At 72.9% G+C, this 14489-nt stretch carries 11 protein-coding genes and 1 tRNA gene; 8 read left to right on the forward strand and 4 right to left on the reverse strand.

Going from position 1 to position 14489, the window contains the following annotated elements:
• Positions 1–189 precede the first annotated feature (189 nt).
• A complete protein-coding gene (locus C3489_RS01885; protein ID WP_103779111.1) occupies positions 190–1719 on the reverse strand; it encodes a potassium/proton antiporter in 1530 nt (509 codons plus the stop codon).
• Between the two features lie 192 nt (positions 1720–1911).
• Between C3489_RS01885 and C3489_RS01890 the strand changes: the two genes are divergently transcribed.
• On the forward strand, positions 1912–4728 hold the full coding sequence (locus tag C3489_RS01890) for a penicillin acylase family protein (protein WP_103779113.1): 2817 nt from the start codon (positions 1912–1914) through the stop codon (positions 4726–4728).
• A gap of 50 nt (positions 4729–4778) precedes the next feature.
• On the opposite strand, the gene C3489_RS01895 is transcribed toward C3489_RS01890, so the two are convergent.
• Positions 4779–5396 carry a 5-formyltetrahydrofolate cyclo-ligase gene (locus C3489_RS01895; RefSeq protein WP_103779115.1) on the reverse strand — a complete coding sequence of 206 codons (618 nt, stop codon included), beginning with the start codon at positions 5394–5396 and terminating at the stop codon, positions 4779–4781.
• A gap of 92 nt (positions 5397–5488) precedes the next feature.
• Between C3489_RS01895 and galU the strand changes: the two genes are divergently transcribed.
• The 7 genes from galU to C3489_RS01930 all read left to right on the forward strand — a co-directional run bounded on the left by galU (position 5489) and on the right by C3489_RS01930 (position 11049).
• Positions 5489–6391: a UTP--glucose-1-phosphate uridylyltransferase GalU gene (gene galU / locus C3489_RS01900; protein ID WP_103779117.1), complete on the forward strand. Its 903-nt coding sequence runs from the start codon at positions 5489–5491 to the stop codon at positions 6389–6391.
• A gap of 5 nt (positions 6392–6396) precedes the next feature.
• Positions 6397–7719: a gephyrin-like molybdotransferase Glp gene (gene glp, locus C3489_RS01905; protein ID WP_103779119.1), complete on the forward strand. Its 1323-nt coding sequence runs from the start codon at positions 6397–6399 to the stop codon at positions 7717–7719.
• 83 nt (positions 7720–7802) lie between these two features.
• A complete protein-coding gene (gene moaC, locus C3489_RS01910; protein WP_103779121.1) occupies positions 7803–8315 on the forward strand; it encodes a cyclic pyranopterin monophosphate synthase MoaC in 513 nt (170 codons plus the stop codon).
• Positions 8312–8818: a molybdenum cofactor biosynthesis protein B gene (locus C3489_RS01915; protein WP_103779123.1), complete on the forward strand. Its 507-nt coding sequence runs from the start codon at positions 8312–8314 to the stop codon at positions 8816–8818. Before moaC ends, C3489_RS01915 begins: the two co-directional genes overlap by 4 nt.
• Positions 8819–8838: 20 nt before the next feature.
• On the forward strand, positions 8839–9474 hold the full coding sequence (locus C3489_RS01920; RefSeq protein ID WP_181139462.1) for a GNAT family N-acetyltransferase: 636 nt from the start codon (positions 8839–8841) through the stop codon (positions 9472–9474).
• Between the two features lie 198 nt (positions 9475–9672).
• Positions 9673–10902, forward strand: a complete 1230-nt coding sequence (gene glpR / locus C3489_RS01925) for a gephyrin-like molybdotransferase receptor GlpR (protein ID WP_103779126.1) — start codon at positions 9673–9675, stop codon at positions 10900–10902.
• Between the two features lie 73 nt (positions 10903–10975).
• Positions 10976–11049, forward strand: a tRNA-Ala gene (locus C3489_RS01930).
• Between the two features lie 65 nt (positions 11050–11114).
• Here the strand turns inward: C3489_RS01930 and C3489_RS01935 are convergent.
• Both C3489_RS01935 and C3489_RS01940 read right to left on the reverse strand, forming a co-directional pair.
• On the reverse strand, positions 11115–13583 hold the full coding sequence (locus C3489_RS01935) for an FtsX-like permease family protein (protein WP_103779127.1): 2469 nt from the start codon (positions 13581–13583) through the stop codon (positions 11115–11117).
• On the reverse strand, positions 13577–14431 hold the full coding sequence (locus tag C3489_RS01940; protein ID WP_103779129.1) for an ABC transporter ATP-binding protein: 855 nt from the start codon (positions 14429–14431) through the stop codon (positions 13577–13579). Before C3489_RS01940 ends, C3489_RS01935 begins: the two co-directional genes overlap by 7 nt.
• Positions 14432–14489 lie beyond the last annotated feature (58 nt).

Raw genomic sequence — 14489 nt, forward strand, 5'->3', positions numbered from 1 at the left:
CCGGGGCCCTCGGTGAGGGGCTGCACGGCCGCCATACGGTCGCGCCAGCTCTGCGTCAGGCAGAGTTGGTTCGATCAGGGGTGCGCCTTCATCGTACAGGGATCCCGCGGGAAAGCCCTGTGAATACGAGCACCGCCCAAGTGTTCACCTGGGATTGGCCGGGGTGCCGGAAATCGGACCACGCCGTGGTCAGCGTCCCTCACTCTCCGTGCCCAGCCATCCGGCCAGCTTGCCGCCGCGGGCGACCGCGCGCAGCCGGCGTTCCGCCGCGTCGCGCACCGGGTCGGTGGTGACGACGAGGAGCTCGTCGCCGCGGCGCAGCACCGTCGAGGGCAGCGGCACGAAGGACTTGCCCTCGCGCACCACCAGGGTGACCGCCGCCCCCTGCGGCAGGCGCAGCTCGTTGACCTCGACGCCGTGCATCCGCGAGCCCTCGGGGACGTCCACGGACAGCAGATGGCCGCGCAGCCGCTCCAGGGGCGCGGACTCGATGCCGAGGTCGGCGGTCTCCGTGCGGTCGCCCAGGCGCAGGGTGCGGGCGAGCCAGGGCAGGGTCGGGCCCTGGAGCAGGGTGTAGACGACGACCAGCACGAAGACGATGTTGAACACGCGCCGGCTGCCCTGGACGCCGTTCACCATGGGGATGGTCGCCAGGATGATGGGCACGGCGCCGCGCAGACCGGCCCAGGACATCAGGGTCTGCTCCCGCCAGGGCACCCGGAACGGTGTGAGGCACGCGACGACGCTCAGCGGGCGGGCCAGCATGGTCAGCACGAGCCCGATGACCAGCGCGGGCCACACGTCGTCGCCCAGCTCGTGCGGGGTGACCAGGAGGCCGAGCAGGACGAACATCCCGATCTGGGCGATCCAGCCGAGGCCCTCGGCGAAGCCGCGGGTGGCGGGCCAGTGCGGCAGCTTGGCGTTGCCGATCACCATCGAGGCGAGGTAGACGGCGAGGAAGCCGCTGCCGTGCGCCAGCGCGCCGGCCGCGTACGCCGTGACGGAGATGGCCATGACGGCGATCGGGTAGAGGCCGGAGGCGGGCAGGGCGACGTGCTTCAGGCCCCAGGAGCCGGCCCAGCCGATCGCCAGTCCGATGGCGGCGCCGATGGCCAGCTCCTGGGCTATCTCGCCCAGCAGCAGATACCAGTGCTCGACCGGACCGGCCGTGGAGAAGGCGACGACCAGGATGACGACGGGTGCGTCGTTGAACCCGGACTCGGCCTCCAGCGTGCCCGTCACGCGCGCCGGGAGGGGGATCTTGCGCAGGACGGAGAAGACCGCCGCCGCGTCCGTCGAGGACACCACCGCGCCGATGATCAGCGCCTGCCGCCACTGCAGGTCCACCAGGTAGTGCGCACCCGCGGCCGTCACGCCCACACTCACCGCGACCCCGGCCAGCGCCAGCGCGGAGGCGGCGGGCAGGACCGGTTTGATCTCCTTCCACTTCGTGCCGAGACCGCCCTCGGCCAGGATGACGACCAGGGCGGCGTAGCCGATGACCTGGGTCATCTCGGCGCTGTTGAAGTGGATGTGCCCGATGCCGTCCTGGCCCATGAGGATGCCGATGCCCAGGTAGACGAGCAGGCTCGGCAGTCCGCTCCGCGAGGAGATCCGGACCGCTGCCACGGCGACGAGCAGGACGAGCGAGCAGACGAGCAGGAGCTGGTTGAGGTGGTTGACAGTCAGCGGCCGGTTCCTCTCCGAGATGTTCGAGATCTTCCGATTACTTCGTTACCTTACCTAACTCTTGACGATTTCTTGACGCTCGCCGAGGCAAGATCGAACGCCCGCCCCGGCTGGTTGCGGACTCCGCGTCAAGGGCCGACGGGCCCTGCGCCTATGGTTGCTCCAGCGCTCAGTTAAAAGCACAGCCGAACCTGCCGCTCGCGAAGGACAGCAAGGACAGCGATGCCCCCCAACACCACCGCCACAACGGGTGACAAGCCCGGCAAGTCCGGCAGGAAGAAGGGGCGAAAAGCCCGTCTGGTCGTGCTCGTCCTGGTGCTGGCGGTCATCGGCGGCATCGGCTGGGGCGGCTACTGGTCCGTCAGTACGGTCCGGGCGTCCTTCCCGCAGACCAAGGGCTCGATCACCCTCAAGGGCCTGTCCGGACCCGTCGACGTCAAGCGCGACGGCTACGGCATCCCGCAGATCTACGCGTCCTCCGACGAGGACCTGTTCATGGCGCAGGGCTTCGTCCAGGCCCAGGACCGGTTCTACGAGATGGACGTGCGCCGGCACATGACCTCCGGGCGCCTGTCGGAGATGTTCGGCAAGAGCCAGGTGGACAACGACGCCTTCCTGCGCACCCTGGGCTGGGACCGCGTGGCCAGGCAGGAGTACGAGACCAAGCTGTCGGCCTCGACCAAGAAGTACCTCCAGGCCTACGCCAAGGGCGTCAACGCCTACCTGGCCGGCAAGGACAACAAGGACATCTCGCTGGAGTACGCGGCGCTCGGCTTCAGCAACGACTACAAGCCGGCGCGGTGGACGCCGGTGGACTCGGTGGCCTGGCTGAAGGCGATGGCCTGGGACCTGCGCGGCAACATGCAGGACGAGATCGACCGTGCCCTGATGACCAGCCGGCTCGGCCCCCAGCAGATCGCCGACCTCTACCCGCGGTACCCCTACGACCGCCACAAGGCGATCGTCCAGGAGGGCCAGTACGACGAGCTGACCAAGTCCTTCGAACAGGGCGGCGGCTCCGGCAGCTCCGGTGGATCCGGCGGCTCCGGGTCTTCGCTGAGCGGCGGCACCGGCACGGGCACTGGTACGGGCACTGGCACCGGCACGGGTACCGGCACCTCGTCCGGCGCCGGCCTGCAGAGCCAGCTCGCCGGCCTCTACAAGGTCCTCGACGACGTCCCCACGGCCGTCGGCGTCAACGGCAACGGCATCGGCTCCAACTCCTGGGTCGTCGGCGGCGCCCACACCATCACCGGCAAGCCGCTGCTCGCCAACGACCCGCACCTGTCGGCCTCGCTGCCGTCCGTCTGGTACCAGATGGGCCTGCACTGCCGCAGCGTCTCCAGCACCTGCCAGTACGACGTCACCGGCTACACCTTCGCGGGCATGCCCGGCGTGGTCATCGGCCACAACAAGGACATCGCCTGGGGCATGACCAACTCCGGCGTCGACGTCAGCGACCTCTACCTGGAGAAGGTCACCGGCGACGGCTACCTGTACGACGGCAAGGTCCGGCCGTTCGTCACGCGCGAGGAGACCATCCAGGTCGCCGGCGGCGAGTCCAAGAAGATCGTCGTCCGGCAGACCCAGGACGGCATGCCCCTGCTGTCCGACCGCGACGACGAACTGGTGAACGTCGGCAAGAAGGCCACCGTCGACACCGCGGCGCCCGACCGCGGCGACGGCTACGCCATCGCCCTGAAGTGGACCGCGCTGCAGCCCGGCACCTCCATGGACGCCGTGTTCGCCATGGACAGGGCCACGAACTGGAACGACTTCCGCGACGCGGCGAAGCTGTTCGACGTCCCCTCGCAGAACCTGATCTACGCCGACAACAAGGGCGCCAAGGGCGACATCGGCTACCAGCTGCCCGGCAAGATCCCCACCCGCGGCAAGGGCGACGGCTCGATCCCGGCGCCGGGCTGGGACCCGAAGTACCGCTGGACCGGCTACCTCGATTTCGACGAGCTGCCCTACGAGCACAACCCCGACCGGGGCTACATCGTCACCGCCAACCAGGCCGTCGTCGACCCGGACGAGTACCCCTACACGCTGACCACCGACTGGGCTTACGGCACCCGCAGCCAGCGCATCGCCGACCTGATCGAGTCCAAGATCAAGGGCGGCGGCAAGATCTCCACCGACGACATGCGCCAGATGCAGCTCGACAACAGCAGCGAGATCGCCAAGCTGCTCGTGCCGAACCTGCTGAAGATCGACGTCGGCGACACGGACGTCCGCCAGGCGCAGGAGCTGCTGGAGGGCTGGGACTACACCCAGGACGCCGACTCGGCGGCCGCCGCCTACTTCAACGCCGTGTGGCGCAACGTCCTCAAGCTGGCCTTCGGCAACAAGCTGCCCAAGGAGCTGCGGGTCGAGGGCCAGTGCCTGTGGGTGGACCCGGTCAACACCACCGGACCGGCCGACGACACCTCCAAGGTCCGTGAGTGCGGGCAGCGCGACGCCGACCAGGCGCAGCCGGACGGCGGCGACCGCTGGTTCGAGGTGGTGCGCACGCTGATGGACAAGCCGGACAGCGACTGGTGGAAGACGCCCCGCTCGGGCACGCGCCCCGCGGCGCACAACCGCGACGAGCTGTTCAAGCGGGCCATGATCGACGCCCGCTGGGAGCTGACCGCCAAGCTCGGCAAGGACATCGACACCTGGAGCTGGGGCCGGCTGCACCGGCTGTTCCTGAAGAACCAGACGCTCGGCACCGAGGGCCCCGGCATCCTCAAGTACGTCCTCAACCGCGGCCCGTGGAAGCTCAGCGGCGGTGAGGCGGCGGTCAACGCCTCCGGCTGGAACGCCGCCGGCGGCTACGGCGTCGTCTGGGTGCCGTCGATGCGGATGGTGGTCAACCTCGACAACCTCGACAAGTCGAAGTGGATCAACCTCTCCGGCGCCTCGGGCCACGCCTTCAGCGCCCACTACACCGATCAGACGGACAAGTGGGCCAAGGGCGAACTGCTGCCGTGGTCGTTCTCACAGACGGCCGTGGACGACAGCACCAGCGACACGCTCGTGCTGAAGCCGTGACCCGCTGAACGATCCCGCAGGGCCCTCCACGCGCGCGTGGAGGGCCCTCGTCATGCGCGGAAGCGGCGCACCCCGGACGGCGTCACCACCGCGTGCACCGGCCGGTCGTGCGGCTCCACCGGGACGCGCGGGACGACCTCGGTGTCGTAGAGCAGCACCACCAGCGCGGGACGGGCACCCGCGCGCTCCAGCCGCGCGAGCACCCGGTCGTACGAGCCTCCGCCGCGCCCCAGGCGCATCCCGCGCGCGTCGACCGCGACCCCGGGCAGCAGCACCACGTCGGCGGTGGTCACCGCCTGCGGGCCCAGCCGCTCGCCGGCGGGCTCCAACAGGGCCATCTTTCCGCCATGTTGCACCGTGGTGAGGGAGTCGGGGCCGGTGTACTCGCCCCAGTCCAGGTCGTTGTCGTCCAGCAGCACGGGCAGCAGGACGCGTACGCCCCGCGCGCGCAGCGCGTCCAGCAGCGGGAGCGTGCCCGGCTCGCCGCCCATGGAGACGTACGCCGCCACCGTTCGCGCGTGCGCCAGCTCGGGCAGTTCCCCCGCCCGTTCGGCGAAGGCGGACGCGGCCTTTGTCACATCGGCCGGGGTCAGCGCGGTGCGCGCGGCCAGGAACCGCCGTCGTACCGCACGCTTGTCCGGCTCCACATCCGGCCCTTTTTCGCCCACTTGTCGCTCCCGTACCGTTCTCTTGTGCTCATATGAGCGCCGATGTCCGGGAGTCGCGGGGACCGTCTCGCACACCGGTTAAGGTGGCGGGCATGACCCAGTCGCACCCCAGGATCAACAAGGCTGTCATCCCCGCGGCGGGCCTCGGTACCCGGTTCCTGCCGGCCACCAAGGCCACTCCCAAGGAGATGCTGCCGGTGGTCGACAAGCCGGCGATCCAGTATGTGGTCGAGGAGGCCGTCTCCGCGGGCCTCGACGACGTCCTGATGATCACGGGCCGCAACAAGCGCCCGCTGGAGGACCACTTCGACCGCAACTACGAGCTCGAATCCGCCCTGGAGAAGAAGGGCGACACCGAACGGCTCGGCAAGGTGCAGGAGTCCAGCGACCTGGCGACCATGCACTACGTGCGCCAGGGCGACCCCAGGGGCCTGGGTCACGCCGTCCTGTGCGCGGCCCCGCACGTGGGCCACGAGCCGTTCGCCGTGCTCCTCGGCGACGACCTGATCGACCCGCGCGACCCGCTGCTGCAGCGGATGATCGAGGTCCAGGAGCAGCACGGCGGCAGCGTGATCGCCCTCATGGAGGTCGCGCCCGAGCAGGTCCACCTCTACGGGTGCGCCGCGGTGGAGAACACCGAGGACGGCGACGTGGTCAAGGTGACCGGCCTGGTCGAGAAGCCCGACCCGGCCGACGCCCCGTCGAACTACGCCGTCATCGGCCGCTACGTCCTCGACCCGGCCGTCTTCGACATACTGCGCAAGACCGAGCCCGGCCGCGGCGGCGAGATCCAGCTCACCGACGCCCTGCAGCAGCTCGCCGAGGACGAGAAGGTGGGCGGCCCGGTGCACGGCGTCGTCTTCAAGGGCCGCCGCTACGACACCGGCGACCGGGGCGACTATCTGCGGGCCATTGTCCGACTCGCGTGCGAACGTGAGGACCTGGGCCCGGACTTCCGGACCTGGCTGCGCAGTTACGTCAGCGAGGAGATGTAGCCACCTTGAGCGATGCCGCGTCCCGCACCCCGGGCCCCGACCGCCTGTGGTCGGTGGACGAGCACCTTCAGGACGTCCTGACCACCGTCCGCCCGCTGGAACCGATCGAGCTGCAGCTCCTCGACGCCCAGGGCTGCGTCCTGGTCGAGGACGTCACGGTGCCGGTGTCCCTGCCGCCGTTCGACAACAGCTCGATGGACGGCTACGCGGTGCGGGTCGCGGACGTCGCGGGCGCGAGCGAGGAGTTCCCGGCGGTCCTGGAGGTCGTCGGGGACGTCGCCGCGGGCCAGGCCGACCTGCTGCCGGTGGGCCCCGGCCAGGCCGCCCGCATCATGACCGGCGCCCCGCTGCCGCCCGGCGCCGAGACGGTCGTCCCCGTGGAGTGGACCGACGGCGGGCTCGGCGAGGGCCCCGTCAGCGGCATGCGCGCGCGGGCGCTGGCCCCGCAGGGCGCCGAGGGGCACGTGCGCGTGTACCGGCCCGCCGAGGCACGCGCGCACGTGCGCGCCGCCGGCAGCGACGTCAAGGCCGGCGACCGCGCCCTCGTGGCCGGCACCGTGCTCGGCCCGCCGCAGATCGCCCTGCTCGCCGCGATCGGCCGCGGCACGGTCAGGGTGCGCCCGCGCCCCCGCGTGGTCGTGCTCTCCACCGGCAGTGAACTCGTCCAGCCCGGCGAGGAACTGGCGTCGGGTCAGATCTACGACTCCAACAGCTTCGCCCTCACCGCCGCCGCGCGCGACGCCGGCGCCATCGCCTACCGGGTGGGCGCCGTCGCCGACGACGCCGAGACGCTGCGCTCCACCATCGACGACCAGCTCGTGCGCGCCGACCTGATGGTCACCACGGGCGGGGTGAGCGTCGGCGCGTACGACGTGGTCAAGGAGGCGCTGTCGCACATCGGCGACGAGGACGAGCCGGGCGGCGGCGTGGAGTTCCGCAAGCTGGCCATGCAGCCCGGCAAGCCGCAGGGCTTCGGCTCCATCGGACCCGACCACACCCCGCTGCTCGCCCTGCCGGGCAACCCGGTGTCGTCGTACGTCTCCTTCGAGCTGTTCGTGCGCCCGGCGATCCGCACCCTGATGGGCCTTCCCGATGTGCACCGGCCGACGGCCAGGGCGACGCTGTCCGCCGAGCGGCCGCTGACCTCGCCGAAGGGCCGCCGGCAGTTCCTGCGCGGCGCCTACGCCGACGGCACGGTCAGCCCGGTGGGCGGGACCGGCTCGCATCTGATCGCGGCCCTGGCGCAGGCCGACGCGCTGATCGTCGTACCCGAGGACGTGGAGTCGGTGGCGTCCGGCGACGAGGTAGAGGTCGTCCTGCTCGGCTGACCGCTCCCGGTTGGCGGTACCGTGTCGCGCAAACAGGCCCGTGCGCCGCAGCGCGCCGGGCCCGGACCGGGAGCGCCACCACCATGACTGTGCCCAACCGGGGGGAGACCCCCGGCACCCCTGTGCAGGACCGCCTGACGCACATCGACGACGCGGGCGCCGCCCGCATGGTCGACGTGTCCGGGAAGGACGTGACCGCGCGCACCGCCCGCGCCAGCGGCCGCGTCCTCGTCTCTCCCCGCGTGGTCGAGCTGCTGCGCGGCGAGGGGGTGCCCAAGGGCGACGCGCTGGCCACCGCGCGGATCGCGGGCATCATGGGCGCCAAGCGCACCCCGGACCTGATCCCGCTGTGCCACCCGCTCGCCCTCTCCGGTGTGAAACTGGACCTGTCGGTCGCGGACGACGCCGTGGAGATCCTGGCCACGGTGAAGACGACGGACCGCACGGGCGTCGAGATGGAGGCTCTCACCGCGGTCTCTGTCGCCGCGCTCACCGTGATCGACATGGTCAAGGCGGTCGACAAGGGAGCGGTCATCACGGACGTGCGGGTGGAGGAGAAGACGGGCGGCAAGTCGGGCGACTGGAGCCGGGCATGAGCTACCGGGCCCTGGTCGTCACGGCCTCCAACCGGGCCGCCGCGGGTGTCTACGAGGACCGGGGCGGCCCCCTGGTCGCCGACGGCCTCAAGCGCTTCGGCTTCGACGTCGACGGCCCGCGGGTGGTGCCCGACGGCGACCCGGTGCGGGACGCGCTGCGGGCCGGCGCCGAGGACGGCTACGACGTGATCGTCACCACCGGCGGCACCGGCATCTCGCCCACCGACCGCACGCCGGAGGCCACCCGTGCGGTGATCGACCACGAGGTGCCGGGCATCGCGGAGGCGATCCGCGCCCACGGCCGGGACAAGGTGCCGACGGCGGTGCTCTCCCGCGGCCTGGCCGGTGTCGCCGGGCGGACCCTGATCGTCAACCTGCCGGGTTCCACGGGTGGTGTGAAGGACGGCCTGGCCGTGCTGGAGCCGCTGCTGGTGCACGCCGTCGACCAGATCCGCGGCGGCGACCACCCCAGACCCGGCGCCGGCAGTGGGGGTGCGAGCTGAACGGCTCATCCTGGCCCGTGGTGCTGGCCGAGGGCGATGTGGTCCTGCGGCCCATAAAGATGCGCGACCAGCGGGCCTGGCGCGAGGTCAACCGGCGCAACCGGGACTGGCTGCGGCCGTGGGAGGCGACCATTCCGCCGCCCACGCCGACCGGGCCGATCGCGCACCGGCCGACCTACCGCCAGATGGTCCGGCATCTGCGCCGCGAGGCGCGCGCGGGCCGGATGCTGCCGTTCGTCGTCGAGTACCGGGGGCAGCTGGTCGGGCAGTTGACCGTGGCCGGGATCACCTGGGGGTCGATGTGCTCGGGGCACGTCGGCTACTGGGTGGACCAGGCCGTGGCGGGGCGCGGGGTGATGCCGACGGCCGTGGCGCTCGCGGTGGACCACTGTTTCCGCACGGTGGGTCTGCACCGCATCGAGGTGTGCATTCGCCCGGAGAACGGGCCGAGCCGCCGGGTGGTGGAGAAACTCGGATTCCGCGAGGAGGGGCTGCGGCCCCGCTATCTGCACATCGACGGCGCCTGGCGCGACCATCTCGTCTTCGCGCTGACCGCCGAGGAGGTGCCGGAGGGACTTCTGGCCCGCTGGCGGCGCACCCGCACCCAGAACGGCTCGTCGCACAGCACGCAGAACACGCCCCGGAATCACGGCTAGTCGGAGCCGTCACTCCGGGAAATTGAATAAGTGTTCGAAATTGATCGGCCTGTGACCATCTCGGGGCGGTGAATTCCGGGATGAAGCGGCCCGCTGATCGCGCCGATCACAAAAAAAGTTCGGAATATCAGCCAGATCGTGCGACACACCGGCCCAATTGGCGGATGGCCTCACGCAAACCCCTCTACCGTGTGAGACGTGAGCAGCAGCGGCCTCATCTACGCAGTCATCGTCGGGGCCTGGGCCGCCTACTTGGTGCCCATGTGGCTCCGTAGGCAGGACGAGCTGAACGAGGCCCGTCCGACGGAACGCTTCAGCACCGCCATCCGGTTGCTGTCCGGACGAGCGGGCATGGAGCGCCGGTACGCCAAGGACCTGCGGGCGCGCTCCACCGACGAGGGGGAGCCCGACTTCGCCGACCCGGACGCCGTCACCGACTCGGTGGACGTCCGGGCCTTCGCCGTGCCTCCGACCCGACCGCACACCCACGCGGCGGCCCAGGCGCAGGCGTACGAGCACGACGTACCGGAGTCCGAGCCGGTGAGTGAGCCGGTGCACGAGCCCGCGCCCGAGCCGGCGCGCGGCCGGGTGCCCGAAGCGCGGGTGCCGGAAGCCCGGCGTGCGCCCTCCGCTCCGTCCGCGTCCTCCGCGCCCTCCGCGCAGGCGGCCGCCGCGCGCGCCCGGCGCTCGAAGGTGCTCGCCCGGCGCCGGCGCACCACCGTGATGCTGTTCCTGGCGTTCACGCTGGGCGCGGTCGTCGCCGCCGTCGGCGGGCTGGCGTTCCTGTGGGCGCCCGGCGTGCCCGCCGTGATGCTCAGCGCGTACATCGTCTACCTGCGCCGGCAGGAGCGCCGCCGCTTCGCCTACCACATGGACCGCCGCCGGGCCGAGGCCGCCGCACAGCGACTGCGCGAGCGCCAGCCGCGCCGGCGCACCCCCGTCGACACCGGTGCGCACGCCGACGCCGAGGAGCCGGACGAAGCCCACGACGTGGTGACCGACACCGGGCTGTCGGCGCTCGCCGCCGACCGGCGGGCCCTGGTGGAGCAGACCGACCACGCCGAGTGGGTCGACCAGCAGCGCGAACGGCAGCGGCGCCCCGGCCACGGCGACAGCTGGGACCCGGTACCGGTGCCCCTGCCGACCTACGTCACCGCGCCGGTCGCCCCGCGCGCCACGGCCGACGTCGACCTGGGCGCACCGGACGCGTGGAGCTCGGCACGCTCCAGCGCGGTCATCCCGGAGCCGGCCGACGAGCAGCCGGTCGCGGTGGAGGAGCCCCCCGGCGCGGACGACAGGCCGAACGCCGCCGACGGCCGCAGCGACGCGCGCCGTGCCGCCTCCGCACGCCGGGCACGCGAGCGCGGCCGCACCCCCCTCTTCGACCAGTACGAGGACGGCGACCGGCCGCGCGCGGCCAACGAGTGAGCCCGGCATCCACCCGCCCGGGAGCGGATTTCCGAGCACGCCGTGGGGGATGCTAAAGTTTCACTCGTTGCAAGGGCCTGTGGCGCAGTCCGGTAGCGCACCTCGTTCGCATCGAGGGGGCCAGGGGTTCAAATCCCCTCAGGTCCACGCAATGAGAGCCCCGGCGATCATCACGATCGCCGGGGCTCTCGCCTTTGTCCCGGCCCTTCGTCTCAGCGGCGCGACGCGACCGCCGCCGTGGCCGTCGCCGGCACCACCGCGAGCAGCGCGCACGCCGCCGTCGCCGCGCCCAGCGCGGGCCAGGGGATCACCAGCGGCGCCGGCGCGGACAACAGGGCCAGGGCGGCGCCCGTACCGGCCGCCGTGACGAAGGTCACCAGCAGCCCGAGCAGGGCGCCCGCCGCCACCACCGTCAGCGACTCCAGTGCCGTCAGCCGCAGGATCTGCGCCCGCGTGGCACCCGCCAGCCGCAGTGCCCTGAACTCCGCGGCCCGGCCGGACGTCGACATGGTCAGGGTGTTGGCGAGCGACAGGCCCGTGTAGAGCAGGGCGATGCCGAGGACCAGGAACAGACCGAGCCGGGTGGTGGCGTTCGTCCCGGGCCGGGACTCGCGCAGCCACTGCGCGCGTGTGAGGACCCGTACGCCGTCCCCGGGGCGTACCGCCGTGCGCAGCGCCGCCGCGACCGCGGCCGGGTCCGCGCCGGACCGCACCCGTACGTCGATCCGTTCCACCCCGGCGCCGGGGGCGTTGGCCGGGGTGACCCACACGCCGTTGTCGCCGGTGCCGGTGGCCAGGACGGCGGCGACGCGCAGCGTCCGGCGGGTGCCGTCGCCGAGCCGGACGGTGACACGGTGGCCGACGGTGTGCTCGGCCCACTCCTCGTTCACGACGATCGACGCATCGTCCAGGTCGGAGATCCGTCCGGCGGTCACGGGCAGCCGTACGGTCGCGGCCAGCAGACGGGGGCCGGCGGCACGGGCGTCGAAGGTGACGAGCGCGACGCCGTCCTCCAGGACGTGGACGGCCGTGCCGCGCACGGGGGAGACGTCGGCGCCGGGAACCGACCGCAGCCGGGCCACCACCGCCGTACCGATCCCGCCGGAGTCGTCCACCGCCGCGCCGGCCACGAGCGCGTGCCCCCGCGGCACCACCGTGAAGTCGGCCACCGTCCGCGCCCCCGCCTCCGCCGCCCGCGCCTGCTGAAGCGCCGCCGGTGTGCCGAGCAGACAGCCCGTCAGGGCGACCGTGGCCAGCACCGGGGCGGCGACGGCGGCCGTACGGCGCCCACTCGTCGCGGTGTTCTCCCGGGCCAGCATCCCCAGCGCGCCCGGAAGCCTGGCGGGCAGCCAGGCCAGCAGACGCACCGCCGACCGCAGCAGCGCGGGGGAGAGCAGCGCGAGCGCCCCGGTCAGCAACAGGGGGCGGCTGACGTAGGTCTTGCGGTGCAGCAGGTCGGCCGGGTCGGTCAGCAGGGTGTGGGCGAGCGTCCCGGCGGCGGTCAGCAGCAGGGCCGTACCGCACACCCGGCGCCCCCAGGTCAGGGTGCGGCTGTCCACCGACGCCTCGCGCAGCGCCCGCGTCGGCGCGATCCGCCCCGCCCGCCAGGACGCGGCGGCAGCCCCGCCGAGCGCGACCAGCAGGCCCGCCCAGAACGCCAGTTGATACGGCCACGCGTGCCAGGGCGGATCGGCGGGGGCGAACCAGCCGGGCGCCAGGCCGCCGTCCACCACGCCAGCGACGAGCGGCGGCGCCCCGTACGCGCCGAGCGCGCAACCCGCCGCCGAGGCCGCCGTGCCCACGAGCAGCGCCTCCGCCAGCACCGTGCGCCGCACCTGACCCGGTGTCGCGCCCGCGGCGCGCAGCAGGCCGAACTCCCGCCCGCGCTGGGCCACCGTGAACGCGAAGGTGGACGCCACGACCAGGACCGAGACGAAGCCGCTGACGCCACCGGCCGTGCCGAACAGGGCGTTCAGCGCCGTCAGCGCCCGAGCGTCCCGCCCGGGATCGGGGTCCGCGAGCCCTCGCGCGTCACCGGTCAGCACCCGCACGTCCGCCGCGGCCACGGCCCGCCGTACGGCCGAGGGGCCGGCGTCGACGACCAGCTGGACGACACGGGGGGCGAGCCGGGCGGCACGCGCGTCGGTGAAGAACACCGGGTTCTCGGCCGCCGTGGCGCGGACCGTGCCGACCACCCGCAGCGTGCCGCGGTCACTGCGCAGCCGTCGGCCCACCGCCGTCCAGTCGTCGGCGGCGACCACCTCGTCGGCGGCGCGGGGCGCGCGCCCGGCGGTCAGCCGGTACGGCGCGAAGCGGGCGACCGGCCAGGGGTGGCCCACCAGATCGCCCGGCCCGCCCGCGACATCCACCGCGAAGGACCGGTCGACGACGACGTCGCCCACCGCGCGCAGCGCGGCCACCGTGGCCGGGGGCACCTCGCGCGGCCGGGTGAGCGGCCGGGTGCGCACGCCGGCCGGGGTCTCGACCCGCAGGGTGTCCTGGCCCCGGACCACGACGGGCGCGGCGGCGAAGCGCTCCGGGCGGTGCGGCGGCGCGTCGAGCGTGGCGGCCAGGGCGAGCCCCATCACCGTCAGCAGCGCCGTGCCGAGACAGAGGGCGAGAAAGCTGCCGGCGAAGGACACCCAGCGGGTGCGGACGGTGCGCAGGGCGAGAGTCAGCACGGGAACGCCTCCCGCACGCGCGCGTGCGCGGCACGGTGGTCGGCCTCCCGCACACGCGTGTGCCGGGCACCCTGGTCGGTCTCCGCAGCCACGCGCGCGTGCGCCGTGCCCCGGTCGGCCTCGGCCTCCAGGTCCGCCAGCCGGGCGGCGACGTCCCCCGCCGACGCCCCGCTCATCTCGCCGTGCACCCGCCCGTCGACCAGGAACACGACCCGGTCGGCACAGGAGGCGGCCACCGGGTCGTGCGTGACCATGACGGTGGTCAGGCCCTCGTCGTCGACCATGCCGCGCAGCAACCGCAGCACCTCACGGCTGGTGCGCGAGTCCAGCGCGCCGGTCGGCTCGTCCCCGAACAGCACCTCGGGGCGCGTGATCAGGGCGCGGGCCAGGGCGACGCGCTGCTGCTGGCCGCCGGACAGCTCCGACGGCCGGTGCCGGGCCCGCGAGCCGAGGCCGACCTGCTCCAGCGCCTCCCGCACGCGGGCCCCGGAGGGGCGGCGGCCGGCCAGGCGCAGCGGCAGGGCGACGTTCTGGGCGGCGGTCAGGGACGGCAGCAGATTGAACGCCTGGAAGACGAATCCGACGCGCTCACGCCGCAGCAGCGTCAGCCTCCGCTCGCTCAGCCCGGTCAGCTCCGTCCCGCCGAGCCGGACCGAGCCCGAGGTGGGCCGGTCGAGCCCGGCGGCGCACTGCAGCAGCGTCGACTTGCCGGAGCCCGACGGGCCCATCACGGCGGTGAACGTGCCGCGCCGGAAGGCCAGCGACACGGAGTCCAGCGCCGTCACACCGCCGTCTGTGCTGCCGTATCTCCTGCTCACACAGGTCAGTTGGATCGCGTCCGTGGTCATCTGCCCTTCCCGCCCCACTCGTTCGGTCCCGATGGCACAAGCCAACCGCCGCCGGGCG

It is taken from the genome of Streptomyces sp. Ru71 (assembly GCF_002920535.1).
Taxonomy (GTDB): domain Bacteria; phylum Actinomycetota; class Actinomycetes; order Streptomycetales; family Streptomycetaceae; genus Streptomyces.